Source organism: Burkholderia arboris (assembly GCF_902499125.1).
Lineage (GTDB): Bacteria > Pseudomonadota > Gammaproteobacteria > Burkholderiales > Burkholderiaceae > Burkholderia > Burkholderia arboris.
Window position 1 is genome coordinate 124,582 of record NZ_CABVPX010000020.1, and the last position, 26,810, is coordinate 151,391.

A 26,810-nucleotide genomic window follows, 5' to 3' on the forward strand; every position below is an offset into this window, starting at 1 on the left:
AGTGATTGACCGCAAAAGGTAAAACAGGTATGCTTTCCCGCTTTTCGTCGGCAGGCTTTCGTTGTGGTGGCGCCTGCCGGGTCTTCGGAAGTAAAGTACGTCATCCGCGGATGAGCCGTACGCGAGCGGTAGCAAGCCGGATTCGCAAGTCAGCCTGTAGGCAGGAGCGCACATGAACACTTCTTCTGGCAAACCTGCGGCGGCGCTTGATCCGCACGCGGTCGACCTGTTCGAGTTCGCCCGCAGCGGGCGGCAGGCAGCAGGAGCGGTGCACCTCTCGCAACTGCCGCGCATGTTAAACGAAGTGCCGGCGGACGCGCCAGATCGCGACACGGTCTTCACTTGGCAGGCGGAAGGGTTCACGCAGAAGGAGTTGCAGGACGACGGCGCCGATGGGCAGCAACCGTACCTGCGCCTCGCGGTGCATGGCCATGCGTGGCTCACGTGCCAGCGTTGCATGACCCCGTACGACCAGGCGTTCGGCGTCGACATGACGTACCGGGTCGTCGCGACCGAAGAAGAAGCTGAAGAATTTCCGCTCGACGACGATGAAGCCGATGTGATCGTGGGCTCACGCCAGTTCGATCTCGTCGACTTGATCGAAGAGGAATTGCTGCTTTCGTTGCCGCTCGTGCCCAAGCACGAGGTTTGCCCGGCAGTTCACGAAAGCCTCGTGTCGGGTGCGAGCGGTCCCGCGGAAGAGACGGACGAGGAGTCCGACGAAGCCGGGGACGAAGGCAAACGGCCGAATCCGTTCGCAGCGCTGGAAGCGTTGAAGAAGGACGGTGACGGCACCAAGAAACACTAAGCAGTTGTGGCGCGGGAAGGCGTAAGGGCTTTGGGCCAGGGTAGTTAAGCGCCGGATCGGGCTGTGTTAGAATCCGGAAAATTATTTAGGAGTTAGTCATGGCAGTCCAGCAAAACAAGAAGTCGCCGTCGAAGCGCGGCATGCATCGTTCGCACGATTTCCTGACGGCAGCGCCGCTGGCAGTCGAGCCGAGCACGGGTGAAGTGCATCTGCGTCACCACGTCAGCCCGAACGGCTACTATCGCGGCAAGAAAGTCGTCAAGACGAAGAACGACTAAGCGTCAAGTCACGCGTTGCGCGCTACGTTCGCCGTTCGCGTGACAACTGGTTCGCTTGACACTTTCCTGGCGCAACAAAAAGGCGGCATTCAACTGCCGCTTTTTTGTGCCTGAAATTCGTCGCATTCCATGACCGTAAAGCTCACTATCGATTGCATGGGAGGCGACCACGGCCCGTCCGTGACCGTTCCCGCGGCAGTCAAGTTCGTCCGCGCGCATCCCGATGCGCACCTGATGCTCGTCGGCATCGAAAGCGCGATCCGCGCTCAGCTGAAGAAGCTGAAAGCCCTCGACGATCCCGCGCTGACCATCGTTCCCGCCACCGAAGTCGTGGCGATGGACGACCCTGTCGAAGTGGCGCTGCGCAAGAAGAAGGATTCTTCGATGCGCGTCGCGCTCAACCACGTCAAGGAAGGCGCGGCGCAGGCCTGTATCTCCGCCGGCAACACCGGCGCGCTGATGGCCGTTTCCCGTTACGTACTCAAGACGCTGCCCGGCATCGAGCGGCCCGCGATTGCGTTCGCACTGCCGAACCCGACCGGCTACACGATGATGCTGGACCTCGGCGCGAACGTCGACTGCGAACCGCAGCACCTGCTGCAGTTCGCGGAGATGGGGCACGCGCTCGTGGCCGCGCTCGAAGGCAAGGAACGCCCGACGATCGGCCTGCTGAACATCGGCGAAGAGGTCATCAAGGGCAACGAGACGATCAAGCGCGCAGGCGAATTGCTGCGCGCCAGCACGCTCAATTTCCGCGGCAACGTGGAAGGCAACGACATCTACAAGGGCACCGTCGACGTGATCGTGTGCGACGGCTTCGTCGGCAACGTCGCGCTGAAGACGTCGGAGGGGCTGGCGCAGATGCTGTCCGACATCATCCGCGAGGAGTTCGGCCGTTCGCTGATGTCGAAGCTGATGGCGCTGCTCGCGCTGCCGGTGCTGATGCGTTTCAAGAAGCGCGTCGACCACCGCCAGTACAACGGCGCAGCGTTGCTGGGGCTGAAGAGTCTCGTGATCAAGAGCCATGGTTCGGCCGACGCCTACGCGTTTGAGTGGGCGATCAAACGCGGGTATGATGCCGTCAAAAACGGCGTGCTGGAGCGCCTCGCGCGCGCGATGGCGGATAATTCAGTGTCGCTCGGCGACGGCGAACACGACGCGGGCGGCGCGGGCCAAGCAAGCCCGGCCGCAGGCCATCACGCCGAACCTTCCGCTGCGCAATCCTCTAAAGCATAAATGGCCCAATCGACTCTCTATTCCCGCGTGCTCGGCACGGGCAGCTACCTGCCGCCCGACCGCGTCACGAACCAGCAGCTGACCGATCGTCTTGCGAAGGAAGGCATCGAGACGAGCGATGAGTGGATCGTTGCGCGCACGGGCATCCATGCGCGCCATTTCGCCGCACCGGACGTCACGACGAGCGATCTCGCGCTCGAGGCGTCGCGTCGCGCGATCGAAGCAGCCGGTGTCGATCCGCAGTCGATCGACCTGATCATCGTCGCGACTTCGACCCCCGATTTCGTGTTCCCGAGTACCGCGTGCCTGCTGCAGAACAAGCTCGGCATCAAGAACGGCGGCGCGGCATTCGACGTGCAGGCCGTGTGTTCGGGCTTCGCCTATGCAATGGCGACGGCCGACAGCTTCATCCGCAGCGGCCAGCACCGTACGGCGCTCGTGGTCGGCGCGGAGACGTTCTCGCGCATTCTCGACTTCAAGGACCGCACGACCTGCGTGCTGTTCGGCGACGGCGCGGGCGCGGTGATCCTGTCCGCATCGGAAGAGCCGGGCGTGCTCGGCAGCGCGCTGCACGCGGACGGCAGCTATTCGCACATCCTCTGCACGCCGGGTAACGTCAACCGCGGCGTGATCGAGGGCAGCGCGTTCCTGTACATGGACGGGCAGGCCGTGTTCAAGCTCGCGGTCAACGTGCTCGAAAAGGTCGCGATCGAAGCGCTCGCGAAGGCGAATCTCGCGCCCGAGCAGATCGACTGGCTGATCCCGCACCAGGCCAACATCCGCATCATGACCAGCACCTGCCGCAAGCTCGGCCTGCCGCAGGAGCGCATGGTCGTGACGGTCGACCAGCACGGCAACACGTCGGCCGCGTCGATCCCGCTGGCGCTCGACACCGCGGTGCGCGACGGTCGCATCCAGCGTGGCCAGCACGTGCTGATCGAAGGCGTCGGCGGCGGCTTCACCTGGGGCGCGTCGGTCTTCCGCTTCTGATCCGCGGCGCGCGACAAGCTGCGCGCGGATCCCATCGGCGCGCCGTTCGTGCGCGCCGTCCGAATCGATTCAATTGGGGACGATATGAAATTTGCATTCGTTTTTCCGGGGCAGGGCTCGCAGGCGATCGGCATGCTCAACGCATTCGCCGATCTGGCCGTCGTGCGCGAGACGCTCCAGGAAGCGTCCGATGCACTCAATCAGGACCTCGGCAAGCTGATCGCCGAAGGCCCGGCCGAAGAGCTGAACCTCACCGCCAATACGCAGCCCGTGATGCTGACCGCCGCCTACGCGTGCTACCGCGCGTGGCAGCAGGCAGGCGGCCCGGCGCCGTCGATCGTCGCCGGCCACAGCCTCGGTGAATACACGGCGCTCGTCGCCGCGGGTGCGCTCGCGTTCAAGGACGCGGTCCCGCTCGTGCGCTTTCGCGCGCAGGCGATGCAGACGGCCGTGCCGGTCGGCCAGGGCGGCATGGCCGCGATCCTGGGCCTCGACGACGACACGGTGCGCACGGTGTGCGCCGAAGCCGCGCAAGCGGGCGTCGTCGAAGCGGTGAACTTCAATGCGCCCGCGCAGGTCGTGATCGCAGGCAGCAAGGCCGCGGTCGAAAAGGCGTGCGAGATTGCGAAGGCGAAGGGCGCGAAGCGCGCGCTGCCGCTGCCGGTATCGGCGCCGTTCCATTCGTCGCTGCTCAAGCCGGCGTCGGATCAACTGCGCGACTATCTCGCGAACGTCGACGTCAAGGCGCCGCAGATTCCGGTCGTCAACAACATCGACGTGGCCGTGGTCAGCGATCCGGCTGCGATCAAGGACGCGCTGGTGCGCCAGGCCGCGGGCCCGGTGCGTTGGGTCGAGTGCGTGCAGCACATCGCCGGCACCGGCGTCACGCACGTGATCGAATGCGGTCCGGGCAAGGTGCTCACCGGCCTGACGAAACGCATCGACGGCAACCTGACGGGGGCGTCGGTGTTCGATCCGGCGTCGCTTGACGAAGCCCTCAAGCTGGTGACCGCCTGACGCGGCGCCTTTTTTCAAGAGACGGATATTCGATTCATGGAAAAGACTCTCGATAAACAGGTCGCGATCGTGACCGGCGCGTCGCGCGGCATCGGCCGTTCGATCGCGCTCGAACTCGCGCGCCTGGGCGCGACGGTGATCGGCACGGCAACGAGCGAATCGGGCGCCGCCGCGATCACCGCTGCATTCGCGGAAGCGGGCGTCACGGGCCGCGGCGCGGTGCTGAACGTCAACGACGCGGCTGCCGCCGAGGCACTGATCGATGCGACCGTGAAGGAGTTCGGCGCGCTGAACGTGCTCGTCAACAACGCGGGCATCACGCAGGACCAGCTCGCGATGCGGATGAAGGACGAGGACTGGGACGCGGTGATCGACACCAACCTGAAGTCGGTGTTCCGCCTGTCGCGCGCGGTGCTGCGCCCGATGATGAAGGCGCGCGGCGGCCGTATCATCAACATCACGTCGGTGGTCGGCTCGGCCGGCAACCCGGGTCAGGTCAACTACGCAGCCGCGAAGGCCGGCGTGGCGGGCATGACGCGTGCGCTCGCGCGCGAGATCGGCAGCCGCGGCATCACCGTGAACTGCGTCGCGCCGGGCTTCATCGATACCGACATGACGAAGACGCTGCCGGAAGAACAGCAGGCCGCGCTCAAGACCCAGATTCCGCTCGGCCGCCTCGGCAGCCCGGAAGACATCGCCCATGCCGTCGCGTTCCTCGCATCGCCGCAGGCCGGTTATATCACCGGCACGACGCTGCACGTGAACGGCGGCATGTACATGTCGTAACGGTTTTCGTTTACCATCCGCGCCGTATCCCGTTTTTCAGTCGGATCGGCGCTTGATCGACCATCAAGCCAACGCGCGTTTTCGCGTCAGCAAACCTGATAAAATGCGCGCACTTGTAATTCTGAACTTTCCCTCGGAGGGGTAATGGACAACATCGAACAACGTGTCAAGAAGATCGTCGCTGAACAACTGGGCGTTGCGGAAGCCGAGATCAAGAACGAAGCTTCGTTCGTGAACGACCTGGGCGCCGATTCGCTCGACACGGTCGAACTGGTGATGGCTCTGGAAGACGAGTTCGGCATGGAAATCCCGGACGAAGAAGCAGAGAAGATCACGACCGTTCAGCAAGCGATCGACTACGCTCGCGCAAACGTCAAGGCGTAAGCGCCTTTCGCGCTTGTCCGCCACGTCGCCGCGATCTTCGCGATTGACGCGTCATCCAGCCGGCTTCGCGCCGGACGGACTAACAGCCACAGGGCTCGCAGGGCTGATTCCTGTGGCCACTGTGGCTTTTGTTTTTGTCATCCAATAATGGAAAAGAGGTTACCGTGAGCCGCCGTCGTGTTGTCGTTACAGGCCTGGGGCTGATTTCGCCTGTTGGCAATAGTGTTGCCGACGGCTGGGCCAATCTCGTCGCCGGCAAGTCCGGCATCGCCACCGTCACGAAGTTCGATTCGTCGAACCTCGCCGTCCATTTCGCGGGCGAAGTGAAGGGTTTCAACGCCGAGGAATACATCCCGGCGAAAGAAGCCCGGAGCATGGATACGTTCATCCATTACGGCATCGCCGCCGGCGTCCAGGCCATCAAGGACAGCGGGCTGGAAGTGACCGAAGCCAACGCGGAACGCATCGGCGTGATGGTCGGTTCCGGCATCGGCGGCCTGCCGATGATCGAAGATACGCACCAGACCTACGTCGATCGCGGCCCGCGCCGGATTTCGCCGTTCTTCGTGCCGGGTTCGATCATCAACATGATCTCGGGCCACCTGAGCATCATGTTCGGCCTGAAAGGCCCGAACCTCGCGGCCGTGACCGCCTGCACGACCGGCCTGCACAGCATCGGCCTCGCCGCGCGCCTGATCCAGGCCGGCGACGCCGACGTCATGGTCGCGGGCGGCGCCGAATCGACGGTGTCGCCGCTCGGTATCGGCGGTTTCGCGGCAGCGCGCGCGCTGTCGACCCGCAACGACGATCCGGCCGCGGCTTCCCGTCCGTGGGACAAGGATCGTGACGGCTTCGTGCTGGGCGAGGGCGCGGGCGTGATGGTGCTCGAAGAGTACGAGGCGGCGAAGGCACGCGGGGCCAAGATCTACGCGGAAGTCTCGGGCTTCGGCATGACGGGCGACGCGTACCACATGACCGCGCCGAACATGGACGGCCCGCGCCGCTGCATGGTCGCGGCACTGCGCGACGCCGGCGTGAATGCCGACGAGGTCCAGTACCTGAACGCGCATGGCACGTCGACGCCGCTGGGCGACAAGAACGAGTCCGACGCGGTGAAGGCAGCCTTCGGCGAGCATGCGTACAAGGTCGTCGTGAACTCGACGAAGTCGATGACGGGTCACCTGCTGGGTGGCGCGGGCGGCCTCGAATCGGTGTTCACGGTGCTGGCGCTGCACAACAACGTGTCGCCGCCGACCATCAACATCTTCAACCAGGACCCCGAGTGCGATCTCGATTACTGCGCGAACACCGCGCGTGACATGAAGATCGACGTCGCCGTGAAGAACAACTTCGGCTTCGGCGGTACCAACGGCACGCTGGTGTTCAAGCGCGTCTGACGCTGAATCGCTTGACGAGTCCATTCGATGCACCGGCCGGGCGTCCGCAGCGCTTTGCGTTGCGGGCCTCGGCCGTGTCGTATCTCGTGCTGGCCGCGTTCGTCGCGGCGGCTGCCGCGTCGGCATACCTGTTCTGGGCGCCGCGCGCGGGCGCTGCTGCCGGCGCAGGCGTGTCCGCCGCGACGGCCGCGCTGCTGGCCGTGTGTGCGGCGCGGGCCTGCGCCCGCCGGCTGCCGGCCGAGCTGCGGATCGATGCATTCGGGGAGATCGCGGCGTTTGGCCGCACCGGGCGGTTGCTGGCCCGCGGCCGCGTGACCGGCCATGCGCACTGGAGCAGCCTGCTGCTGGTGCTGTCGGTCGGGCAGGGCGCCCGGCGGGCCCGGCCGCTGCTGATTCCGGCCGATGCGCTCGACGCGGCGTCGTTCAGCGCGCTGTCCGTGCTGGCGAGAACCGCGGGCGCGGCGGGGCGGCCATGACGGCGGCACGGTTACCGACCGTAACCAGCGGTCGGCGCCGGAACGCTACAATGATGCTCCGCGTTGCATCCCTAGTTAACGGATTTGTCAGGTGAGTGAAAAAGAAATCGATCAGGCTCTGGTCGAACGCGTACAGAAGGGCGACAAGGCGGCGTTCGAACTCCTGGTCTCCAAATACCACCGCAAGATCATTCGGCTGATCTCGCGCCTCGTGCGGGATCCCGCCGAGGTCGAGGATGTGGCCCAGGACGCGTTCATCAAGGCGTATCGTGCGCTGCCGCAATTTCGCGGCGAATCGGCGTTCTATACGTGGTTGTACCGAATTGCCGTCAACACGGCGAAGAACTACCTTGCGACGCAAGGCCGCCGGGCGCCGACCTCGACCGAGGCCGATGCAGAGGAAGCGGAAACTTTCTCCGACGCAGACCAACTAAGGGATATCAACACGCCAGAGTCGATGTTGATGAGCAAGCAGATTGCCGAGACGGTCAACGCTGCGATGGCTCTGCTGCCCGAAGAATTGCGCCAGGCAATCACGCTGCGCGAGATCGAGGGCCTGAGCTACGAAGAGATCGCGGAAATGATGGGCTGTCCGATCGGGACGGTCCGGTCGCGGATCTTCCGCGCGCGCGAAGCAATCGCTGCCAAATTGCGTCCGCTGCTCGATACGCCCGAAGGCAAGCGCTGGTAAGCGCCTGGGGTGGAACGACGCGGGTCGGGGTCTAGTTACGGATAGAGTCGTGAAGTCACGACGGGGTGTGCAAGATGGGGAGCATCATGGGGTCGGTCAATACGCAATCGCAATCGCAGGCGGGCTCGCGCGGCGAGCGCCTTTCCGCGCTGGTTGACGGCGAAATGTTCGATGGCCCGGACCACGGGCAGTTTCTGGCTGAGCTCGACCGCGCGGACCGCGCTACATGGGCCCATTACCACCTGATCGGCGATGCGCTGCGCTCGGACGAGCTCGCGCTGTCGCCCGCGTTGAGCGTCGCGTTCACCGCGCGCATGTCGGCTGCGCTCGAAAGCGAGCCGCACCTGCTCGCGCCGGCGGCCGCGCCGGTCGCGCGCAAGCTGCTGTCGCTGCGCCGGCGCGTCGTGCCCGCGTTCGCGGTGGCGGCCGCGGCGGCCACGCTGACGTGGATCGTCGTCCCGCAGATGCAGACGGCCGGTGCCCCGGGCGCCGTCCAGGTCGCGTCGGCCGGTGCGCAGCAAGGCGGTAGCCTGCAGCGCGTGACGGTTGCGCAGGCATCGGCACAGCCGGGCCTGCAGGACGTCAACATCATTCGCGATGCAAGCCTCGACCAATATCTTGAAGCGCACCAGCAATTCGCGCAGCAGCCCGTCGTCACGGGTTCGATGCCGCTGATCCGCGCAGCCGTGACCACCACGCCAGGCCAATAAACCCGATGCGGACATTGCAGTTGAATCACGCCATCTCCGGATGGAAGCGGCTGCCGGCCCTCCTGCTTTGCGCAGCCGCCCTGTTGTCCGTTCAATCCCTTCCCGCCAGCGCCCAGCAACCGGACGATCCCGTCGCGACCCGCAAGGGCGCCGCGGACTGGCTCGACCGCGTCCAGCAGGCGGCGCAGCAGCAGAGCTACGAAGGCACGTTCGTCTACCAGCGCGGCGGATATGTGCAGTCGTCGCGCATCGCGCACGTCGCGTCCCGCGACGGCGAATTCGAGCGGATCGAGACGCTCGACGGCAAGCCGCGCAAGCTGCTGCGGCATAACGACGAGCTGTACACGTTCGTGCCCGAGCGCAAGCTGTGCGTGGTCGAACGCCGTCAGACGCGCGACTCGTTCCCCGCGCTGCTCGGCGCGAGCGGCGAGCACGTGATGTCCGTCTACGACGCGAAGTCGCTCGGCAAGGACCGCGTGGCCGGGATCGACGCGCAGGTCGTCGAGCTCGTGCCGAAGGATGCGTACCGCTTCACGTACAAGCTGTGGGCCGACACGCGCACCGGGCTGCTGCTGCGTTCGCAGACGCTCGATGCGAACGATCACGTGCTCGAACAGATTGCGTTCTCCCAGTTGCAGGCGGGCGGCGCGAGCGGTGACAAGGCCGCGATCGCGGCCGGCATGCGCAACCTGAGCGGCTGGACGGTCGTGCGGCCGCCGGTCGCGGCGGTCGACATGGAAGCGCAGGGCTGGCAGCTCGCCCCGAGCGTCGCCGGTTTCCAGAAGATTCGTGAAGTGCGCCGGCCGATGGCTGCGCGCGATGCGGGCGATCCACCGATCGCGGTCGATCAGGCTGTCTTCACCGACGGTCTCGCGACGATCTCGGTGTTCATCGAGCCGGCCGAGAAGAATACGCGCAAGGAAGGCGCGGGCAGCACCGGTGCGACACACGTTCTCGTGAAGCGCCGCGGCGACTACTGGATCACCGTGCTCGGCGAAGTGCCGCCGGCTACGTTGCAGCAGTTCGCGTCTGCCATAGAATACAAGGCTTCCAAGTAACGCTACGGCTTCCGACATGATGAAACTCACGCTGCGCAAATGGTTCGCGGCGGCGGCGCTGTCTGCCTGCCTGCCGCTCGTGCCGCATACCGCGTTCGCCGTGACGGCTCCCGCTGCCAGCCTGCCCGACTTCGCCGATCTGGTCGAAAAGGTCGGGCCGGCCGTCGTGAACATCCGGACCACCGCCAACGTGCCGACGAGCAGCGGCCCGCGCGGGATGCTCCCGCCGGGCTTCGACAACGGCGACATGTCGGAATTCTTCCGGCGCTTCTTCGGCATTCCGCTGCCGCAGGCGCCCGGCAACGGCGGCGGCAACGGCAGCAACCCGAAGAACGCGCCGGCGCCGGACAATCCGCCCGATACCGAGCAGAACCGTGGCGTGGGCTCGGGCTTCATCGTGTCGGCCGACGGTTACGTGATGACCAATGCGCACGTCGTTGACGATGCGGACACCATCTACGTGACGCTGACCGACAAGCGCGAATTCAAGGCGAAGCTGATCGGTGTCGACGACCGCACGGACGTCGCGGTCGTCAAGATCCAGGCGTCGAACCTGCCGGTCGTTGCGATCGGCGATTCGAACAAGGTGCGCGTCGGCGAGTGGGTCGTTGCGATCGGTTCGCCGTTCGGCCTCGACAACACGGTGACGGCCGGTATCGTCAGCTCGAAGAGCCGCAACACGGGTGACTACCTGCCGTTCATCCAGACCGACGTCGCCGTGAACCCGGGCAACTCGGGTGGCCCGTTGATCAACATGCAGGGCGAGGTGATCGGCATCAACTCGCAGATCTACAGCCGCACTGGCGGCTTCATGGGCATCTCGTTCGCGATTCCGATCGACGAGGCGATGCGCGTGGCCGATCAGTTGAAGGCGACCGGCAAGGTCACGCGCGGCCGGATCGCGGTGGCGATCGGCGAGGTGACGAAGGACGTGGCCGATTCGATCGGGCTGCCGAAGGCCGAAGGCGCGCTGGTCAGCAGCGTCGAGCCGGGCGGCCCGGCCGACAAGGCGGGTATCCAGCCGGGCGACATTATCCTGAAGTTCAACGGCCGTTCGGTCGATACGGCGTCGGATCTGCCGCGCATGGTCGGCGACACGAAGCCCGGCGCGAAGGCGACGGTCAGCGTGTGGCGCAAGGGTCAGGCACGCGATCTGCCGATCACGATCGCGGAGACGCCGGCCGAGTCGACGGCGAAGGCCGAGCAGCGCAAGAACGTGCCGCAGAAGCCGCGCCAGACCAATTCGCTCGGCCTGACGGTCAGCGACCTGACGGCCGATCAGATGAAGACGCTGAAGTTGAAGAACGGCGTGCAGATCGACGGTGTCGACGGTCCGGCCGCGCGTGCAGGCCTGCAGCGCGGCGACATCGTGCTGCGCGTCGGCGACACCGACATCACGAACGCGAAGCAGTTCGCCGACGTGACGGCGCAGCTCGATCCGCAGAAGGCGGTCGCGGTGCTCGTGCGGCGTGGCGACAACACGCAGTTCGTGCCCGTGCGGCCGCGCCAGAAGTAACGCGCCGATGTTCACGCTCTACGGCCGCGGCTGGTGCCACCTGTGCGACGACATGCGCGACGCACTGGCGCCGGTGGCGGCCGAATTCGGCGTCGTGGTCGAATACGTCGACATCGATGCGGATGCGGCGCTGGTTGCCCGTTATGACGAGGACGTGCCCGTGCTGTTGCTGGACGGGGCGGAAGTGTGCCGTCACCGGTTCGACGACATGCGGGTGCGCGACGCGCTGGCAGCCCGGCGCTGAGCCTGGCCAGCCGCCGGCCGGCGCCGCCTGGCACGGGGCTCGACCCGGGGGCGCCTCCGGCGGGCCGCTGCGCGGCCCGGCGTCCGAAATCCCGCCCGTCGTAAGCCTTTTCGGCTAAAATAGGCTGTTTTTTCACCGACTTACAAGGCGTGCTCCGCAGTCGTCGAGCGCGCCTTTTTCGCTTGATCGGCACTGAATGGATCATATTCGCAATTTCTCGATCATCGCGCACATCGACCATGGCAAGTCGACGCTCGCGGATCGCATCATCCAGGTATGCGGCGGTCTCGCCGACCGTGAAATGGAGGCGCAGGTGCTCGACTCGATGGATATCGAGCGCGAGCGCGGCATCACGATCAAGGCACAGACGGCGGCATTGTCCTATCGCGCGCGCGACGGCAAGGTCTACAACCTGAACCTGATCGATACGCCGGGGCACGTCGACTTCTCGTACGAGGTCAGTCGTTCGCTGTCCGCGTGCGAAGGCGCGCTGCTGGTCGTCGATGCCAGCCAGGGCGTCGAGGCGCAGACGGTCGCGAACTGCTACACGGCGATCGAGCTCGGTGTCGAAGTCGTGCCGGTGCTGAACAAGATCGACCTGCCGGCCGCGAACCCCGAGAACGCGATCGAGGAGATCGAGGACGTGATCGGCATCGACGCGACCGACGCGACGCGCTGCAGCGCGAAGACGGGGCTCGGCGTCGAAGACGTGCTCGAAGCGCTGATCGCGAAGGTGCCGCCGCCGAAGGGCGACCCCGACGCGCCGTTGCAGGCGCTCATCATCGATTCGTGGTTCGACAACTACGTCGGCGTCGTGATGCTGGTGCGCATCGTCAACGGCACGCTGCGTCCGAAGGACAAGATCAAGATGATGGCGACCGGCGCGCAGTATCCGGTCGAGCACGTCGGTGTGTTCACGCCGAAGTCGCGCAATCTCGATTCGCTGTCGGCGGGGCAGGTGGGCTTCATCATCGCCGGCATCAAGGAACTGACGGCCGCGAAGGTCGGCGATACCGTCACGCATGTGACCAAGGCCGCCGCCGAAGCGCTGCCGGGCTTCAAGGAAGTGAAGCCGCAGGTGTTCGCCGGACTCTACCCGGTGGAAGCGAACCAGTACGACGCGCTGCGCGAATCGCTCGAGAAGCTGAAGCTCAACGATGCGTCGCTGCAGTACGAACCGGAAGTGTCGCAGGCGCTCGGCTTCGGTTTCCGCTGCGGCTTCCTCGGGCTGCTGCACATGGAAATCGTGCAGGAGCGCCTCGAACGCGAATTCGACATGGACCTCATCACGACCGCACCGACGGTTGTCTACGAGGTCGTGATGAACGGTGGCTCGATCGTCAAGGTCGAGAATCCGGCGAAGATGCCGGAGCCGCCGAAGATCGAGGAGATCCGCGAACCGATCGTCACGGTGAACCTGTACATGCCGCAGGACTACGTCGGCTCGGTGATCACGTTGTGCGAGCAGAAGCGCGGCTCACAGATCAACATGCAGTATCACGGCCGCCAAGTGCAGCTGACCTACGAAATCCCGATGGCCGAGATCGTGCTCGATTTCTTCGATCGCCTGAAATCGGTGTCGCGCGGCTATGCGTCGATGGATTACGAGTTCAAGGAATACCGGTCGGCCGACGTTGTGAAGGTCGACATGCTGATCAACGGCGACAAGGTCGACGCGCTGTCGGTGATCGTCCACCGGTCGCAATCGCAGTATCGCGGCCGCGAAGTGGCGGCGAAGATGCGCGAGATCATTCCGCGCCAGATGTACGACGTGGCGATTCAGGCGACGATCGGTGCGCATATCATTGCACGCGAGAACATCAAGGCGCTGCGCAAGAACGTGCTGGCGAAGTGTTATGGCGGCGACATCACGCGTAAGAAGAAGCTGCTCGAAAAGCAGAAGGCCGGCAAGAAACGCATGAAGCAGGTGGGTTCGGTCGAGATCCCGCAGGAAGCGTTCCTTGCGATCTTGCGCGTCGAAGACAAATAACAGGACTGTTCCTTTTATGAATTTTGCGCTGATTCTTTTTGTGCTCGTCGTCGTGACGGGCGTAGCGTGGGTGCTGGACAAACTGGTGTTCCTGCCGCGGCGACGCAAGGCAGCCGACTCGGCGATCGAGGAGTTCGATCGCCAGCAGTCGCGCATCGACAAGCGTTTCGCGGATGAAAACGCGGTGCAGACGCGTTCGAAGCTGCGTGACGAGAAGCTGCGCCAGCCGTGGTGGCTCGAGTACACCGCGAGCTTCTTCCCGGTGATCCTGGCCGTGTTCGTCGTGCGTTCGTTCGTCGTCGAGCCGTTCAAGATTCCGTCGGGCTCGATGGTGCCGACGCTGCTCGTCGGCGATTTCATTCTCGTCAACAAGTTCGAATACGGGCTGCGCCTGCCCGTCACGAACACGAAGATCACGCAGGGCAGCCCGCTGTCGCGCGGCGACGTCGTCGTGTTCCGTTATCCGAAGGACGAGTCGGTCGACTACATCAAGCGCGTGATCGGCCTGCCGGGCGACACGGTCGCGTATCAGGACAAGCAGCTCACGATCAACGGCCAGCCGGTGCCTGAGACGCCGCTGCCGGATTTCTTCGACGACGAGCGCCAGAATTACGCGAAGCAGTTCGAAGAAACGATCGGCAACAAGAAGAACGCGATCCTCAACAACCCGGCCGTGCCGCCGTTCGTGATGGGCGCCTACGACTATCCGTATCGCGACAACTGCACGTACAACAGCCGCGGCGTGATCTGCAAGGTGCCGCCCGGTCACTACTTCATGATGGGCGACAACCGCGACAACAGTGCGGACAGCCGCTACTGGGGTTTCGTGCCGGACCAGAACATCGTCGGCCGCGCGTTCTTCATCTGGATGAACTTCAGCGACCTGAAGCGCATCGGTTCCTTCAACTGATCGCAGCCGACTCGCACGCAATACGCGACGCACGGGCCGCGTCGCGTATTGCCGAACTACTTTAAGAACTGGCGGTAACACCGCCTCGTCACGCCTTTTCGTGTCCGGCCGAGCCGTTTCGGCCCGACCGGCGCCCGCGTTATACTCCTGCACATGCCCCTATCCCAGTTGGAAAGCCGGCTGCGCTACGAATTTCGCAATGCGGAATTGTTGCGCCAGGCTTTGACCCATCGCAGTCACAGTGCCACGCACAACGAACGGCTCGAGTTTCTCGGCGACTCCGTTCTGAATTGCGCGGTGGCCGCCCTTTTGTTCCAGCGTTTCAGCAAGCTGGACGAAGGCGATCTGTCGCGCGTACGCGCCAATCTCGTCAAGCAGCAGTCGCTGTACGAAATTGCTCAGGCCCTGAATATTTCGGACGGACTGCGGCTGGGCGAGGGCGAGCTGCGCAGTGGCGGGTTCCGGCGCCCGTCGATCCTCGCGGACGCGTTCGAAGCCATCATCGGGGCCGTGTTCCTCGATGGCGGCTTCGAAGCCGCCCAAGGGGTCATCAAGCGCCTCTACATCCCGATTCTCGACCACATCGATCCGCGCACGCTCGGCAAGGATGCGAAGACGCTGCTGCAGGAATACCTGCAGGGGCACAAGATCGCACTGCCGACCTACACGGTCGTCGCCACGCATGGTGCGGCGCACAATCAGCAGTTCGAGGTTGAATGCACGGTGCCGAAGCTGGACGTGAAGGTCTCGGGCTCCGGCGCGAGCCGGCGCGCGGCCGAGCAGGCCGCCGCGAAGAAGGCGCTCGACGAAGTGATGGCCGCCGCGCCGATGCTGGCCGCGAAGCCGAAGCGCTCGAAAAACGCGCGCGGATCGAAGCATGCCGAGCCTGAGATCGTGCCGGGCGTGAAGGGGGTGCAGGAAGCACTCGACTTGCGCTCGCCCGAGCGGAAGGAACGCGCGGCTGCACGCGAGGCCAGGGCGGCCGCCGGTGCGGCGCCCGCGGCAACGGCTGCGACCGGCGCCGAGCCGTCCGTCGCGCCGATGGCCGCGATTCGCGCGGCGCATGTCGAGCCGGCTGCCGACAAGGGCGAACGGGCGGCGAAGCCGGCGACCGACAAGGTGGCCGACAAGCCGGCCGAGCGGCTCGACAAGGCCGTGGAAAAGCCCGTCGACGCCACGCCGCGTGCAGCCGACAAGCCGGCCGGCCAGGCGGCCGATCCGGCATCCTCGTCCGCCGACAAGTCTTCCGCCGGGTCCGACCCCGCTGCGCGCCCGACCGCACGTGTACGCGACGCCGCTGCACCGGACGCCGAGACGCCGCCGGGCGGTTCGAGCCTCGCAGCCGCGCAGGCGCGCGTGGCCGATGCCGACCACTGAATTGCCCAGCGATCGTGCCGCGCGCCGCGCGGCCGTTTCCGAACCTGTCTCCCAAACGATATGAACACTCCCGCTCCTACCGGCTTCCGTTGCGGCATGATCGCGATCGTGGGCCGCCCGAACGTCGGCAAGTCGACGTTGATGAACGCACTCGTCGGCCAGAAGATCAGCATCACGTCGCGCAAGGCGCAGACGACCCGCCACCGCATCACCGGCATCAACACGTTCGACGACGCGCAATTCGTGTTCGTCGACACGCCGGGCTTCCAGACCCGTCACAGCACCGCGCTGAACCGTTCGCTGAACCGCGCGGTCACGTCGACGCTGACGTCGGTCGACGTGATCCTGTTCGTGATCGAGGCCGGCCGCTTCGGGCCCGACGACCAGAAGGTGCTCGACCTGATCCCGCCCGGCATGCCGACGCTGCTGATCACGAACAAGATCGACCGGGTGGCCGACAAGGCCACGCTGTATCCGTTCATGCAGAAAATGAACACGCTGCGCGAATTCGCCGAGCTCGTGCCGCTGTCGGCGCAGCAGCCGGACGACATCAAGCGGCTGCTGGAGACGATCAAGCCGTACCTGCCGGAAGGCCAGCCGATCTACGGCGAGGACGAGCTGACCGACCGCAGTTCGCGTTTTCTCGCGGCTGAAATCCTGCGCGAGAAGGTGTTCCGCTGGACCGGCGACGAACTGCCGTACACGAGCACCGTCGTGATCGACAAGTTCGAGGAAGAAGGGCGGCTGAAGCGCATCTTCGCGACGATCCTCGTCGAACGCGATTCGCACAAGGCGATGGTGATCGGCAAGAAGGGCGAGAAGCTCAAGCAGATCAGCACCGAGGCGCGGATGGACATGGAAAAGCTGTTCGACGGCCCCGTGTATCTCGAGACCTTCGTGAAGGTGAGAAGCGGCTGGGCAGACAACGAGGCCGGACTGCGCGCCTATGGGTACGAATGACGCGCTGACGTCGACTGAAGACGCGGTGACGGCCGGCGCGAACGACGCGCCGCTGCCGGCTCCGCCCGAACCGCCGCGCAAGGCGCGGCGCGCGACGTCTCGCACGTCCGATTTCCGCGTCGCCGAGCAGCCGGCGTTCGTGCTGCACAGCTATCCGTATCGCGAAACGAGCCTGATCGTCGACGTGCTGACGCGCGATCACGGCCGGCTCGCGCTCGTCGCGAAGGGCGCGAAGCGCCCGCACTCCGCGCTGCGCGGCGTGCTGCAGACGTTCCAGCCGCTGCTGCTGTCCTGGTCCGGCAAATCCGAGGTGCGCACGCTGACGGGCGCCGAGTGGGTTGGCGGCATGCTGCCGCTCGGCGGCGACGGGCTGCTGTGCGGCTTCTACGCGAACGAGCTGCTCGTCAAATTCTGCGCGCGCGAGGATCCGCAGCCGCCGCTGTTCAATCACTACGTGCTGACGCTCACGCGCTTGGCGCACGGCGAACCTGCGGTGCAGGTGCTGCGCTCGTTCGAACGCGTGCTGCTGCGCGAGACCGGCTATGCGATGGCGCTGAACCGCACGGTCGCGCGCCGCGCGGTCGAACCGGACGGCCGTTACGTGTTCGATCCCGAGCGCGGCGTGCGCCATGCGGACGACGATGTGCCGTCGCACTGGCCGGTCATCACCGGACAGACGTTGCTCGACATGGAGCAGGACGATTACCATCGAGCCCAGACGGTTGCGCAAAGCAAGACGCTGATGCGCTTCCTGCTGAACACCTATCTTGGCGGTACGCCGCTCGCCACGCGTCAGATCCTGATCGACCTGCAAAACCTATGAGCTTCTTCCTGACAACGCCCACCGCCATCGACCTCGGCGTGAACATCGACCACGTCGCGACGCTGCGCAATGCGCGCGGCACGACTTATCCCGATCCGATCCGCGCGGCGCTCGCCGCCGAAGAGGCCGGTGCGGACGCGATCACGCTGCATCTGCGCGAGGATCGCCGTCACATCGTCGACGCCGACGTACGCAAGCTGCGCCCGCTGCTGAAGACGCGCATGAATCTCGAGTGCGCGGTGACGGCCGAGATGCTGGACATCGCATGCGAAGTGCGCCCGCACGATGCGTGTCTCGTGCCCGAGAAGCGCGAGGAGCTGACGACCGAAGGCGGCCTCGATGTCGCCGGGCACTTCGAGGCCGTGCGTGCGGCGTGCAAGCAGCTGGCCGACGTGGGCGTGCGCGTGTCGCTGTTCATCGATCCGGACGAAACGCAGATCCGCGCCGCGCACGAAGCGGGCGCACCGGTGATCGAACTGCATACGGGCCGCTACGCGGAAGCGCACGACGAAGCCGAACAGCAGCGCGAGTACGAGCGCATCGTCGCAGGCGTGCAGGCCGGCGCGCAGCTTGGCCTGAAGGTCAATGCGGGGCACGGGCTGCATTACACGAACGTGCAGCAGATCGCCGCGATCGACGGCATCGTCGAGCTGAACATCGGTCACGCGATCGTCGCGCACGCGATCTTCGCGGGCTGGGACAACGCGGTGCGCGAGATGAAGGCGATCATGGTCGCCGCCCGCGTCGCCGCGCTGCACGGCGGCGCGCGCTGAAGATGACATACGGCCGCGTCCGCGCGTACTGACATGGCGATCTACGGCATCGGTACCGACATCGCCCAGGTGAGCCGCGTCGCGGCCGTGCTCGAACGCACGGGCGGCCGGTTTGCGGAGAAGGTGCTGGGCCCCGACGAGTTGCGCGTGTTTCATGCGCGCCGCGCCCGCTCCGAGGCGCGCGGCATCGCATTTCTCGCGACGCGTTTCTCCGCGAAAGAAGCGTTCTCGAAGGCGATCGGGCTCGGCATGCACTGGCCGATGACGTGGCGTGCGCTGCAGACGCTCAACCACCCGAGCGGCGAGCCGTACGTGGTCGCGTCGGGCGAGTTGGCCGACTGGCTTGCCGCGCGCGGCATCACCGCGCGCGTGACGGTCAGCGACGAACGTGACTACGCGGTGTCGTTCGTGATCGCCGAAACGGACGCCGCGCCTGCCCCCGTACCTGTTTCCCGAACCTCCTCCTGACGGAATTCCCGATTCGATGAAAACGACTCCCGGCCCGGTCATGCTCGACGTCGTCGGCACGGCCCTGTCGCGCGACGATGCGCGGCGCCTCGCGCATCCGAATACCGGCGGCGTGATCCTGTTCGCGCGGCACTTCCAGAATCGTGCGCAGCTGACCGCGTTGACCGACTCGATCCGCGCGGTGCGCGAAGACATCCTGATCGCCGTCGATCACGAAGGCGGGCGCGTGCAGCGGTTTCGCACCGATGGCTTCACGGTGCTGCCCGCGATGCGCCGCCTCGGCGAGCTGTGGGATCGCGACGTGCTGCTCGCGACGAAGGTCGCGACCGCCGTCGGCTATATCCTGGCCGCCGAACTGCGTGCGTGCGGGATCGACATGAGCTTCACGCCCGTGCTCGACCTCGACTACGGGCACTCGAAGGTGATCGGCGATCGTGCGTTCCATCGTGACGCGCGCGTCGTCACGCTGCTCGCGAAGAGCCTGAACCACGGACTGTCGCTCGCCGGCATGGCGAACTGCGGCAAGCATTTCCCCGGGCACGGCTTCGCGGAAGCCGATTCGCATGTCGCGCTGCCGACCGACGACCGCACGCTCGATGCGATCCTGAAGCAGGACGTCGCGCCGTACGACTGGCTCGGCCTGTCGCTGTCCGCGGTGATTCCCGCGCACGTGATCTACACGCAGGTCGACAAGCGGCCGGCCGGTTTCTCGCGCGTGTGGCTGCAGGACATCCTGCGCGGAAAGCTCGGTTTCACGGGCGCGATCTTCAGCGACGATCTGTCGATGGAAGCCGCCCGCGAAGGCGGCACGCTCACGCAGGCGGCCGACGCCGCGCTCGCCGCCGGTTGCGACATGGTGCTCGTCTGCAACCAGCCGGAGGCGGCCGAGGTCGTGCTGAACGGGTTGAAGGCGCGGGCATCGGCCGAGTCGGTGCGGCGCATCAAGCGGATGCGCGCGCGCGGCAAAGCGCTCAAGTGGGACAAGCTGATCGCGCAGCCGGAGTATCTGCAGGCGCAGGCGTTGTTGAAAAGCGCACTGGCGTAAGCGGAGAAGGAGGGCGCGCGGTGCGCGTCACCCGGACACCGGAACAAAAAAGCCGCGCAATTGCGCGGCTTTTTTCATGGATTGCAGCAGGTTGAATCAGGCGATCGCCGGAGTGGATTGAGCGCAACTAACGGTCAGATCCGGCCAGCGCCTCCGGTCATCGCGGCCCGCTCAATTCACCTTCATCCGCTGCAGCTTGTTGTACAGCGTCTTCGGGCTGATGCCGAGCAGCGTGGCCGCACGATGGCGCGTGCCGCCGACCGCGTCGAGGGTCGCGCGGATCAGCAGATCCTCGACGTCGGACAACGGCGTGCCGACCTTGATCTGCACGCTGCTGCCGTTCAGCGCGGCGCCGGAGGAGAAGCTCGGCTCGCCTGCGCGCAGCGTCTCGATGAAATCGCCCGATGCGTCGTATGCGAAGCGCACGCGCTCCTGCAACTCGCGCACGTTGCCGGGCCACTCGTAGGACACGCATTCGCGCACGAAACCCGGGGCCGCGCGCTTGTCGGTGGTGCTGCGGCCGGTTGCGCGCGCTTCGCGGTTCAGTTCGTCGATCAGCGCGTCCGCAATCGCGAGCGCATCGCCGTCGCGCTCGCGCAGCGGCGGCATCGTGATCGACGCTGCATCGAGGCGCAGCCACAGATCCTCGCGCAGCGTGCCGTTCGCAACGGCTTCGCGCGCCGGGCGGCGCGTGGTCGCGATCAGCCGGAAGTCGCTCGTGATCGAGCTCGTGCCACCGATCCGCATGAAGTTCTGCGAGTCGAGCGCATGCAGCAGCGCTTCCTGCAGCACGAGCGGCAGCGCGGTGATCTCGTCGAGGAACAGCGTGCCGCCGCCGGCCTGTTCGAACAGGCCCGATTCGCGACGCTCGGCGCCGTCGAACGCGCCGCGTTCATGGCCGAACAGCACGCTGTCGAGCGATGCGCCGTGCCGGCCCGCCTGCGCGATCATCCGGCAGTCGAACGATACGAACGGCCCTTTGCGGCGCCGGCTCAGCTCGTGCAGCGTACGCGCGGCCAGCTTCTTGCCGGTACCGGCTTCGCCCGAGAACAGCACGGCCGTTTCAGTGCCGGCGTTGTGCTCGATCATGTCGTACACGTGCTGCATCGCGTCGCTGCGGCCGACGAGCGAGCCGAAGCGGCCGAGATGGCGCAGCGACGCGCGCAGCGACTGCACTTCGTCGATCAGTTCGTACGGGCGGGGGATTCGCGCGAGCAGGCTGCGCAGGCGCGGAATGTTGATCGGCTTCAGCAGGTAGTCCCAGATGCCGTGGCGCAGGCCCTCGATGGCGCTCTCGACCGTCGCATTGCCCGTCAGCACGATGACGGGCAGCGAGCCGTTCGGCTGTTGCTGCGGCAGGTGCTGGAGCAGGTCGAACCCGCTGCCGTCCGGCAGGTTCAGGTCGACCAGGACGACATCGGGAATCGAGCGGCCGAGCGCCGTGCGCGCTTCCGCGAGCGAAGTGGCCGTGTCGACCGAGAAGCCGTCTGCGGCGAGCAGCGCGGTGAGGCCGGAGAGACTGTTGGGATCGTCTTCGACAATCAGGGCGTGTGGCATGGTGGACGCGAGTCGAGTCAAGAGAGGCGGGCTGTCGGCCATCGGGGCCGCAGCCGCATGTCAGATTAAAAACTGATTTTATGCCCCACCGAACGCGTAACGAGCATTATTTCTCCCGCGCTATAAAACAGTTACCGATGATACAAATTGAATATCTTTACCGGTGGATTTTGTGCTTCTTCTAGCGCTGGCTGACTGCCGCTGTTGGCGCCAGACAAACAAAAAGCGCCCCGAAGGGCGCTTTGTTCGATGCGGGAATCGCTGACGATTACGCGCGGCTGCGGTATTCGTTCGTGCGCGTATCGATTTCGATCTTGTCGCCGGTGTTGCAGAACAGCGGAACTTGCAGTTCGAAGCCCGTTGCGAGCTTGGCGTTCTTCAGCACCTTGCCCGACGACGTGTCGCCCTTGACGGCCGGTTCCGTGTAGGTGATCTCGCGAACGAGGACCGTCGGCAGGTCGACCGAGATCGCCTTCTCGTTGTAGAACACGACTTCGCACGCCATGCCGTCTTCGAGGTAGTTCAGCGCTTCGCCCATCATTTCGGCTTCGACTTCGTACTGGTTGTAGTCGGCGTCCATGAACACGTACATCGGATCGGCGAAGTACGAATACGTCACTTCCTTGCGGTCGAGCACGACGACGTCGAACTTGTCGTCTGCCTTGTAGACCGATTCCTGGCCTGCGTTCGTCAGCAGGTTCTTCATCTTCATCTTGACGACGGCGGAATTACGGCCCGACTTGTTGTATTCCGCCTTGGCGATGACCCAAGCATCGCTGCCGATCTGCACGACGTTGCCTACGCGGAGTTCCTGTGCGGTCTTCATAAAAACTGTCCTGATCAAATCAAATAAATAGGTGCCTGAGCGTTGCGCAACGGCTGACGGCGCAAGCGGCGCGTTCCGGTGGACGCCAAAAGCGAGCGCTTGCCTGGTCAGCCGTCGGATAACCGCTTATTTTAACTGAGATTTTGCGTATTCCGCCAGCTTTCCGGCGAGATCGCCGACGGCCGCGAGCGCGTCGGCCCAGCGGGCAGCGTTGGCGTCGAGCGCTGCGCGGTGTTGCCAGAAATCGGCCCAGTCAGGCGTGCCTACGCCGTTCCATGCGTGCCAGAACCGCTCGAGCGCCGCGCGCGGCGCGTCGGCGAGGCCGGCCGACAGGTGTGCGAGCGCGGCATCGAGCTTCGGCAGGTGCACGTCGTCGGCCTGCGGGTAGATGTGCCACACGAACGGCTTGCACGCCCACTGCGCACGGACGAACGAATCCTCGCCGCGCACGAAATTGACGTCGGCAGCCCACAGCAGTGGATCGTAGTCGGCTTGCGGGACGAATGCGAGCCCGTGAGCGACCAGGTTGCCGGCGCTCGCGCGGGCGCCCGCCGCGAACGACTCGACCCCGAAAAAGCGTGCGACGGCCGGCGACAGGCGGCCGGCCGGCACGAGCGCGACGACGGGAGACGGGCCGTCGCGCCACTGCGCGAGCAGCGCGTCGACGGCCGGATTCTCGTACGCGAACAGGCTGACGACCGTCGTGCCGGGCGCCGGCGGCGCGCCGCCGGTCGCGCGCTGCCACCATGCGGCGCGGGCTGCCGGGTCGGTTTCGAAAGCCGTGCGGCGCGCGTCGAGGTCGCGTTCCTTCGGCACGCCGCCCGTGCCGGCCGACAGGCCCGGGAAGAAGAAGGTTTTCAGCAGCGGGTAGCGCGGATGCGGCGACGGCCGCAGATGGAAATCGGCGACCCAGTCCTCGGCGCTCAGGTATTCGAGGTTGATCCACACGGGGCGACGCTCGCGGCGCGCCATCGCCGCGAGATACGCGCCGGGCAGCTCGCACGCGAATGCCTCGATCACGACATCGGCGATCTCCAGCGCGTCGCCGACTTCCGCATGCCAGTGCTCGATCGCGATCGAATCGACCGTCTGCCGCCCCGCGTCGGGGTCGACCCCCGGCAGCAGGCGCGCGAACGTGTGCAGGTCGTCGACGAACAGGCGAACCTGCCAGCCGTGCTCGTGCGCGAGCTGGCGCGCGACGCGCCAGCACACGCCGATGTCGCCGAAATTGTCGATCACCGTGCAGAAGAGGTCGCAGGCGATCGGTTCGCCCGGCGCGAGCGGCACGGTGGAGAGTGGGGCAGCGGTGGTGCGTGGCATCGAAGCGGGACGGTGAATGCTCTAAACTGGCGATTCTAATAGACCCGTTCCGCGTTACAAGGCGCCCGGATCACGCATGACATCCCCAGAAGCCTCCGATACTCCGTTCGAACCGAAGAAGATCCTTGCGCAGTTGCCGCACATGCCGGGCGTCTATCGTTATTACGACACGGCGGGCGCCGTGCTCTACGTCGGCAAGGCGCGCGACCTGAAGAAGCGCGTATCGAGCTATTTCACGAAGACGCAGCTGTCGCCGCGCATCGCGATGATGGTCACGCGCATCGCGCGCATCGAAACGACCGTCACGCGCTCGGAAGCCGAAGCGCTGCTGCTCGAGAACAACCTGATCAAGGCGCTCGCGCCGCGTTACAACATCCTGTTTCGCGACGACAAGTCTTATCCGTACCTGAAGCTCACCGCGCACCGCTTTCCGCGGATGGCCTACTACCGCGGGTCGGTCGACAAGCAGAACCAGTATTTCGGGCCGTTCCCGAGCGCGTGGGCCGTGCGCGAGAGCATCCAGATTCTGCAGCGCGTGTTCCAGTTGCGGACCTGTGAGGATTCGGTGTTCAGCAACCGCACGCGGCCGTGCCTGCTGCACCAGATCGGGCGCTGCACGGCGCCGTGCGTCGGTGCGATCTCCGGCGAGGATTACGCGGTCGACGTGTCGAACGCCGCGCGGTTCCTGCTCGGCCGGCAGTCCGAAGTGATGAAGGAGCTCGAGCAGAAGATGCATGCGTTCGCGGCCGAGCTGAAATTCGAGCAGGCGGCGGCCGTGCGCAACCAGATGAGCTCGCTCGCGACCGTGCTGCACCAGCAGGCGATCGAGGTCGGCAGCGACAGCGACGTCGACATCCTGGCCGTCGTCGCGCAGGGCGGGCGCGTGTGCGTGAACCTGGCGATGGTGCGCGGCGGACGGCATCTCGGCGACAAGGCGTATTTCCCGACGCACGTCGAAAGTGCGCTGACGCTCGCCGAAGGCGGTCTCGGCGACGAGTCCGAACTGGCGGAGGCAGCCGATGCGGCCGTCGCAACGGGCGCGGCCGCCGACGCGGCGCCGGACCAGCCGGCGGAAGAAACCGGCCGCGCGCGCGGTGGCGCGGCGGCGTCAGCGTCGGTCGAGGCCGAGGTGCTCGACGCATTCATCGCGCAGCATTATCTCGGCAACCGCGTGCCGCCCGTGCTCGTCGTCAGCCATGCGCCCGCGAGCCGCGACCTGCTCGAGCTGCTGTCGGAGCAGGCCGGCCACAAGGTATCGCTGGTGCGGCAGCCGCAGGGGCAGCGGCGCGCGTGGCTGTCGATGGCCGAACAGAATGCACAGATCGCGCTCATGCGGCTGCTGTCCGAGCAGGGCTCGCAGCAGGCGCGCACGCGTGCGCTCGCGGACACGCTCAGTTACGACAGCGACGATCTCGCGACGCTGCGGATCGAATGTTTCGACATCAGCCATACGATGGGCGAGGCGACGCAGGCGTCGTGCGTCGTCTATCACCATCACAAGATGCAGTCGGGCGAATACCGCCGCTACAACATCACGGGCATCACGCCGGGTGACGATTACGCGGCGATGAGGCAGGTGCTCACGCGCCGCTACGAGAAGATGGTCGAGCAGGCTGCGCAGGCGGCCGCGGTGGACGAAGCGGCCGGCATCGACGGCGAGTCGACGCGCCAGGCCGAGGCGTCGAGCCTGCTGCCGAACATCGTGCTGATCGACGGCGGCAAGGGTCAGGTCGAAATCGCGCGCCAGGTGTTCACCGAGCTGGGGCTCGACACGTCGATGCTGGTCGGCGTCGCGAAAGGCGAGGGGCGCAAGGTCGGCCTCGAGACGCTCGTGTTCGCGGACGGCCGCACGCCGCTCGAACTCGGCAAGGAAAGCGCCGCGCTGATGCTGGTCGCGCAGATCCGCGACGAGGCACACCGCTTCGCGATCACCGGCATGCGGGCAAAGCGGGCGAAGGCGCGCCAGACCTCGCGGCTCGAGGAGCTCGAAGGTGTCGGCGCGAAGCGCCGGCAGCGGCTGCTCGCTCGGTTCGGCGGATTGCGCGGCGTGGTGGCCGCGAGCGTCGAGGAACTCGCGAGCGTCGAGGGCATCTCGCACGCGCTCGCCGAACAGATCTACAAGCAGCTTCACTGACACGGCCGTGCGGCCGGCTGCCTCGCGCGCTTTTTCGCGTTCTTGTGGCAGGCCGGTCGACACGGCACAATTGCGAATCCTTTACTGTCCCGCATGCCATGCCGTTCAATTTCCCGATTTTCCTGACGTGGGTACGGATCGTGCTGATTCCGCTCGTCGTCGGCGTGTTCTATCTGCCGGACACGGTGATGGGTGGCGCGCACCGCAATCTCGCGGCGGCGGCGATCTTCATCCTCGCGGCGCTGACCGACTGGTTCGACGGCTTCCTGGCACGCAAGTGGAACCAGACATCGTCGTTCGGCGCCTTTCTCGATCCGGTGGCGGACAAGCTGATGGTGACGGCCGCGCTGCTGATCCTCGTGCAGATTTCGCGAGTCGACGCGGCGATCGCGCTCGTGATCGTCGGCCGCGAGATCGCGATTTCGGCGCTGCGCGAATGGATGGCGCAGATCGGCGCGTCGAAGAGCGTCGCGGTGAACCAGCTCGGCAAGTTCAAGACTGCGTGCCAGATGGTCGCGATCCCGATGCTGCTGTTCTACGGGCCGCTGCCGCTCGGCGTCGTGACGATCGACACGCGTGTGTGGGGCGAGTGGCTGATGTATCTCGCGGCGGTGCTGACGATCTGGTCGATGCTGTACTACATGAAGCTCGCGTGGCCGCAGATTCGCGAGCGCGGCGGCGCGTGAGCAGTACGTCTCGCGTGCCGGCGAGCACGTTTTTGGAAAAAGGGCTGGAAAAGCCCTTGACACACGAATGTGCCTTCGACATAATCTCGCTTCTCCGCTGCACGACGAAGTAAGTGTGTGACGGGGAAGCAGTGGTGCAGCAATACGCGGGAGTAGCTCAGTTGGTAGAGCGCAACCTTGCCAAGGTTGAGGTCGCGAGTTCGAGACTCGTCTCCCGCTCCAGATTTTTTCTGGCAGCGCGTGGTACGGCGAAGCGCTGCAGATGCAGGACACATGCGGGAGTAGCTCAGTTGGTAGAGCGCAACCTTGCCAAGGTTGAGGTCGCGAGTTCGAGACTCGTCTCCCGCTCC

27 protein-coding genes and 2 tRNA genes are annotated in these 26,810 nt (G+C 65.6%); 26 read left to right on the forward strand and 3 right to left on the reverse strand.

Annotation, left to right across the window (positions count from 1 at the left end; translation table 11 throughout):
* The first annotated feature begins 172 nt into the window (after positions 1-172).
* From BLA15945_RS23635 to nagZ, 22 genes are all read left to right on the forward strand, one after another.
* A complete protein-coding gene (locus tag BLA15945_RS23635) occupies positions 173-808 on the forward strand; it encodes a DUF177 domain-containing protein (protein ID WP_059235376.1) in 636 nt (211 codons plus the stop codon).
* Between the two features lie 98 nt (positions 809-906).
* Positions 907-1,086 carry a 50S ribosomal protein L32 gene (gene rpmF, locus BLA15945_RS23640; RefSeq protein ID WP_006051932.1) on the forward strand — a complete coding sequence of 60 codons (180 nt, stop codon included), beginning with the start codon at positions 907-909 and terminating at the stop codon, positions 1,084-1,086.
* Positions 1,087-1,215: 129 nt separating this feature from the next.
* Positions 1,216-2,322 carry a phosphate acyltransferase PlsX gene (gene plsX, locus BLA15945_RS23645; RefSeq protein ID WP_006476507.1) on the forward strand — a complete coding sequence of 369 codons (1,107 nt, stop codon included), beginning with the start codon at positions 1,216-1,218 and terminating at the stop codon, positions 2,320-2,322.
* Entirely contained in the window at positions 2,323-3,312 is a 990-nt protein-coding gene (locus tag BLA15945_RS23650) for a beta-ketoacyl-ACP synthase III (RefSeq protein WP_034186497.1), read from the forward strand.
* A gap of 84 nt (positions 3,313-3,396) precedes the next feature.
* The gene (fabD, locus tag BLA15945_RS23655; RefSeq protein ID WP_174993493.1) at positions 3,397-4,329 is read left to right on the forward strand and encodes an ACP S-malonyltransferase; all 933 of its coding nucleotides are present in this window, start codon (positions 3,397-3,399) and stop codon (positions 4,327-4,329) included.
* A gap of 36 nt (positions 4,330-4,365) precedes the next feature.
* Complete coding sequence (gene fabG, locus BLA15945_RS23660) at positions 4,366-5,115, forward strand: 3-oxoacyl-ACP reductase FabG (RefSeq protein WP_034183095.1); 750 nt, start codon at positions 4,366-4,368, stop codon at positions 5,113-5,115.
* A 144-nt stretch (positions 5,116-5,259) separates the two neighbouring features.
* Positions 5,260-5,499, forward strand: coding sequence for an acyl carrier protein (gene acpP, locus BLA15945_RS23665; protein ID WP_004197638.1), 240 nt, complete (start codon positions 5,260-5,262; stop codon positions 5,497-5,499).
* A 164-nt stretch (positions 5,500-5,663) separates the two neighbouring features.
* On the forward strand, positions 5,664-6,896 hold the full coding sequence (gene fabF, locus BLA15945_RS23670) for a beta-ketoacyl-ACP synthase II (RefSeq protein WP_059235373.1): 1,233 nt from the start codon (positions 5,664-5,666) through the stop codon (positions 6,894-6,896).
* An 11-nt stretch (positions 6,897-6,907) separates the two neighbouring features.
* A complete protein-coding gene (locus BLA15945_RS23675) occupies positions 6,908-7,372 on the forward strand; it encodes a hypothetical protein (RefSeq protein WP_059235371.1) in 465 nt (154 codons plus the stop codon).
* Between the two features lie 91 nt (positions 7,373-7,463).
* On the forward strand, positions 7,464-8,063 hold the full coding sequence (gene rpoE, locus BLA15945_RS23680; RefSeq protein WP_006490873.1) for an RNA polymerase sigma factor RpoE: 600 nt from the start codon (positions 7,464-7,466) through the stop codon (positions 8,061-8,063).
* Positions 8,064-8,149: 86 nt separating this feature from the next.
* Positions 8,150-8,773, forward strand: a complete 624-nt coding sequence (locus BLA15945_RS23685) for a sigma-E factor negative regulatory protein (RefSeq protein WP_174993494.1) — start codon at positions 8,150-8,152, stop codon at positions 8,771-8,773.
* A 5-nt stretch (positions 8,774-8,778) separates the two neighbouring features.
* A complete protein-coding gene (locus BLA15945_RS23690) occupies positions 8,779-9,831 on the forward strand; it encodes a MucB/RseB C-terminal domain-containing protein (RefSeq protein WP_174993495.1) in 1,053 nt (350 codons plus the stop codon).
* Between the two features lie 16 nt (positions 9,832-9,847).
* Positions 9,848-11,347, forward strand: coding sequence for a DegQ family serine endoprotease (locus BLA15945_RS23695; RefSeq protein WP_059235364.1), 1,500 nt, complete (start codon positions 9,848-9,850; stop codon positions 11,345-11,347).
* Positions 11,348-11,354: 7 nt separating this feature from the next.
* Positions 11,355-11,591 carry a glutaredoxin family protein gene (locus BLA15945_RS23700; protein WP_059235362.1) on the forward strand — a complete coding sequence of 79 codons (237 nt, stop codon included), beginning with the start codon at positions 11,355-11,357 and terminating at the stop codon, positions 11,589-11,591.
* 196 nt (positions 11,592-11,787) lie between these two features.
* Positions 11,788-13,581: a translation elongation factor 4 gene (gene lepA / locus BLA15945_RS23705; protein WP_059235360.1), complete on the forward strand. Its 1,794-nt coding sequence runs from the start codon at positions 11,788-11,790 to the stop codon at positions 13,579-13,581.
* Positions 13,582-13,597: 16 nt separating this feature from the next.
* The gene (gene lepB / locus BLA15945_RS23710) at positions 13,598-14,491 is read left to right on the forward strand and encodes a signal peptidase I (protein WP_011544943.1); all 894 of its coding nucleotides are present in this window, start codon (positions 13,598-13,600) and stop codon (positions 14,489-14,491) included.
* A gap of 153 nt (positions 14,492-14,644) precedes the next feature.
* The gene (gene rnc, locus BLA15945_RS23715; protein ID WP_174993496.1) at positions 14,645-15,868 is read left to right on the forward strand and encodes a ribonuclease III; all 1,224 of its coding nucleotides are present in this window, start codon (positions 14,645-14,647) and stop codon (positions 15,866-15,868) included.
* A 60-nt stretch (positions 15,869-15,928) separates the two neighbouring features.
* Positions 15,929-16,828 (forward strand): GTPase Era, encoded by a 900-nt coding sequence (era, locus tag BLA15945_RS23720; RefSeq protein ID WP_059235356.1) that lies wholly within the window; start codon positions 15,929-15,931, stop codon positions 16,826-16,828.
* Complete coding sequence (recO, locus tag BLA15945_RS23725) at positions 16,815-17,651, forward strand: DNA repair protein RecO (RefSeq protein WP_059235354.1); 837 nt, start codon at positions 16,815-16,817, stop codon at positions 17,649-17,651. The genes era and recO overlap by 14 nt, the downstream gene beginning before the upstream one ends.
* Positions 17,648-18,424, forward strand: a complete 777-nt coding sequence (pdxJ, locus tag BLA15945_RS23730) for a pyridoxine 5'-phosphate synthase (RefSeq protein ID WP_031400031.1) — start codon at positions 17,648-17,650, stop codon at positions 18,422-18,424. The genes recO and pdxJ overlap by 4 nt, the downstream gene beginning before the upstream one ends.
* Before the next feature lie 33 nt (positions 18,425-18,457).
* Positions 18,458-18,892, forward strand: coding sequence for a holo-ACP synthase (acpS, locus tag BLA15945_RS23735; RefSeq protein ID WP_059235352.1), 435 nt, complete (start codon positions 18,458-18,460; stop codon positions 18,890-18,892).
* A gap of 16 nt (positions 18,893-18,908) precedes the next feature.
* Entirely contained in the window at positions 18,909-19,937 is a 1,029-nt protein-coding gene (nagZ, locus tag BLA15945_RS23740; RefSeq protein ID WP_059235350.1) for a beta-N-acetylhexosaminidase, read from the forward strand.
* 171 nt (positions 19,938-20,108) lie between these two features.
* Here nagZ and BLA15945_RS23745 read toward each other — a convergent pair whose 3' ends face one another.
* The 3 genes from BLA15945_RS23745 to earP form a co-directional block, all read right to left on the reverse strand.
* A complete protein-coding gene (locus BLA15945_RS23745) occupies positions 20,109-21,494 on the reverse strand; it encodes a sigma-54-dependent transcriptional regulator (protein ID WP_059235348.1) in 1,386 nt (461 codons plus the stop codon).
* Positions 21,495-21,762: 268 nt separating this feature from the next.
* On the reverse strand, positions 21,763-22,320 hold the full coding sequence (gene efp / locus BLA15945_RS23750) for an elongation factor P (protein ID WP_047900193.1): 558 nt from the start codon (positions 22,318-22,320) through the stop codon (positions 21,763-21,765).
* A 126-nt stretch (positions 22,321-22,446) separates the two neighbouring features.
* Positions 22,447-23,640 carry an elongation factor P maturation arginine rhamnosyltransferase EarP gene (gene earP, locus BLA15945_RS23755; protein ID WP_174993497.1) on the reverse strand — a complete coding sequence of 398 codons (1,194 nt, stop codon included), beginning with the start codon at positions 23,638-23,640 and terminating at the stop codon, positions 22,447-22,449.
* Positions 23,641-23,716: 76 nt separating this feature from the next.
* Between earP and uvrC the strand changes: the two genes are divergently transcribed.
* The 4 genes from uvrC to BLA15945_RS23775 all read left to right on the forward strand — a co-directional run bounded on the left by uvrC (position 23,717) and on the right by BLA15945_RS23775 (position 26,808).
* Positions 23,717-25,774, forward strand: a complete 2,058-nt coding sequence (gene uvrC, locus BLA15945_RS23760; protein WP_059235344.1) for an excinuclease ABC subunit UvrC — start codon at positions 23,717-23,719, stop codon at positions 25,772-25,774.
* 98 nt (positions 25,775-25,872) lie between these two features.
* Positions 25,873-26,460 (forward strand): CDP-diacylglycerol--glycerol-3-phosphate 3-phosphatidyltransferase, encoded by a 588-nt coding sequence (pgsA, locus tag BLA15945_RS23765; RefSeq protein WP_011544951.1) that lies wholly within the window; start codon positions 25,873-25,875, stop codon positions 26,458-26,460.
* Positions 26,461-26,606: 146 nt separating this feature from the next.
* A tRNA-Gly gene (locus BLA15945_RS23770) sits at positions 26,607-26,682 on the forward strand.
* Between the two features lie 53 nt (positions 26,683-26,735).
* Positions 26,736-26,808 (forward strand) — tRNA-Gly (locus tag BLA15945_RS23775).
* Positions 26,809-26,810 lie beyond the last annotated feature (2 nt).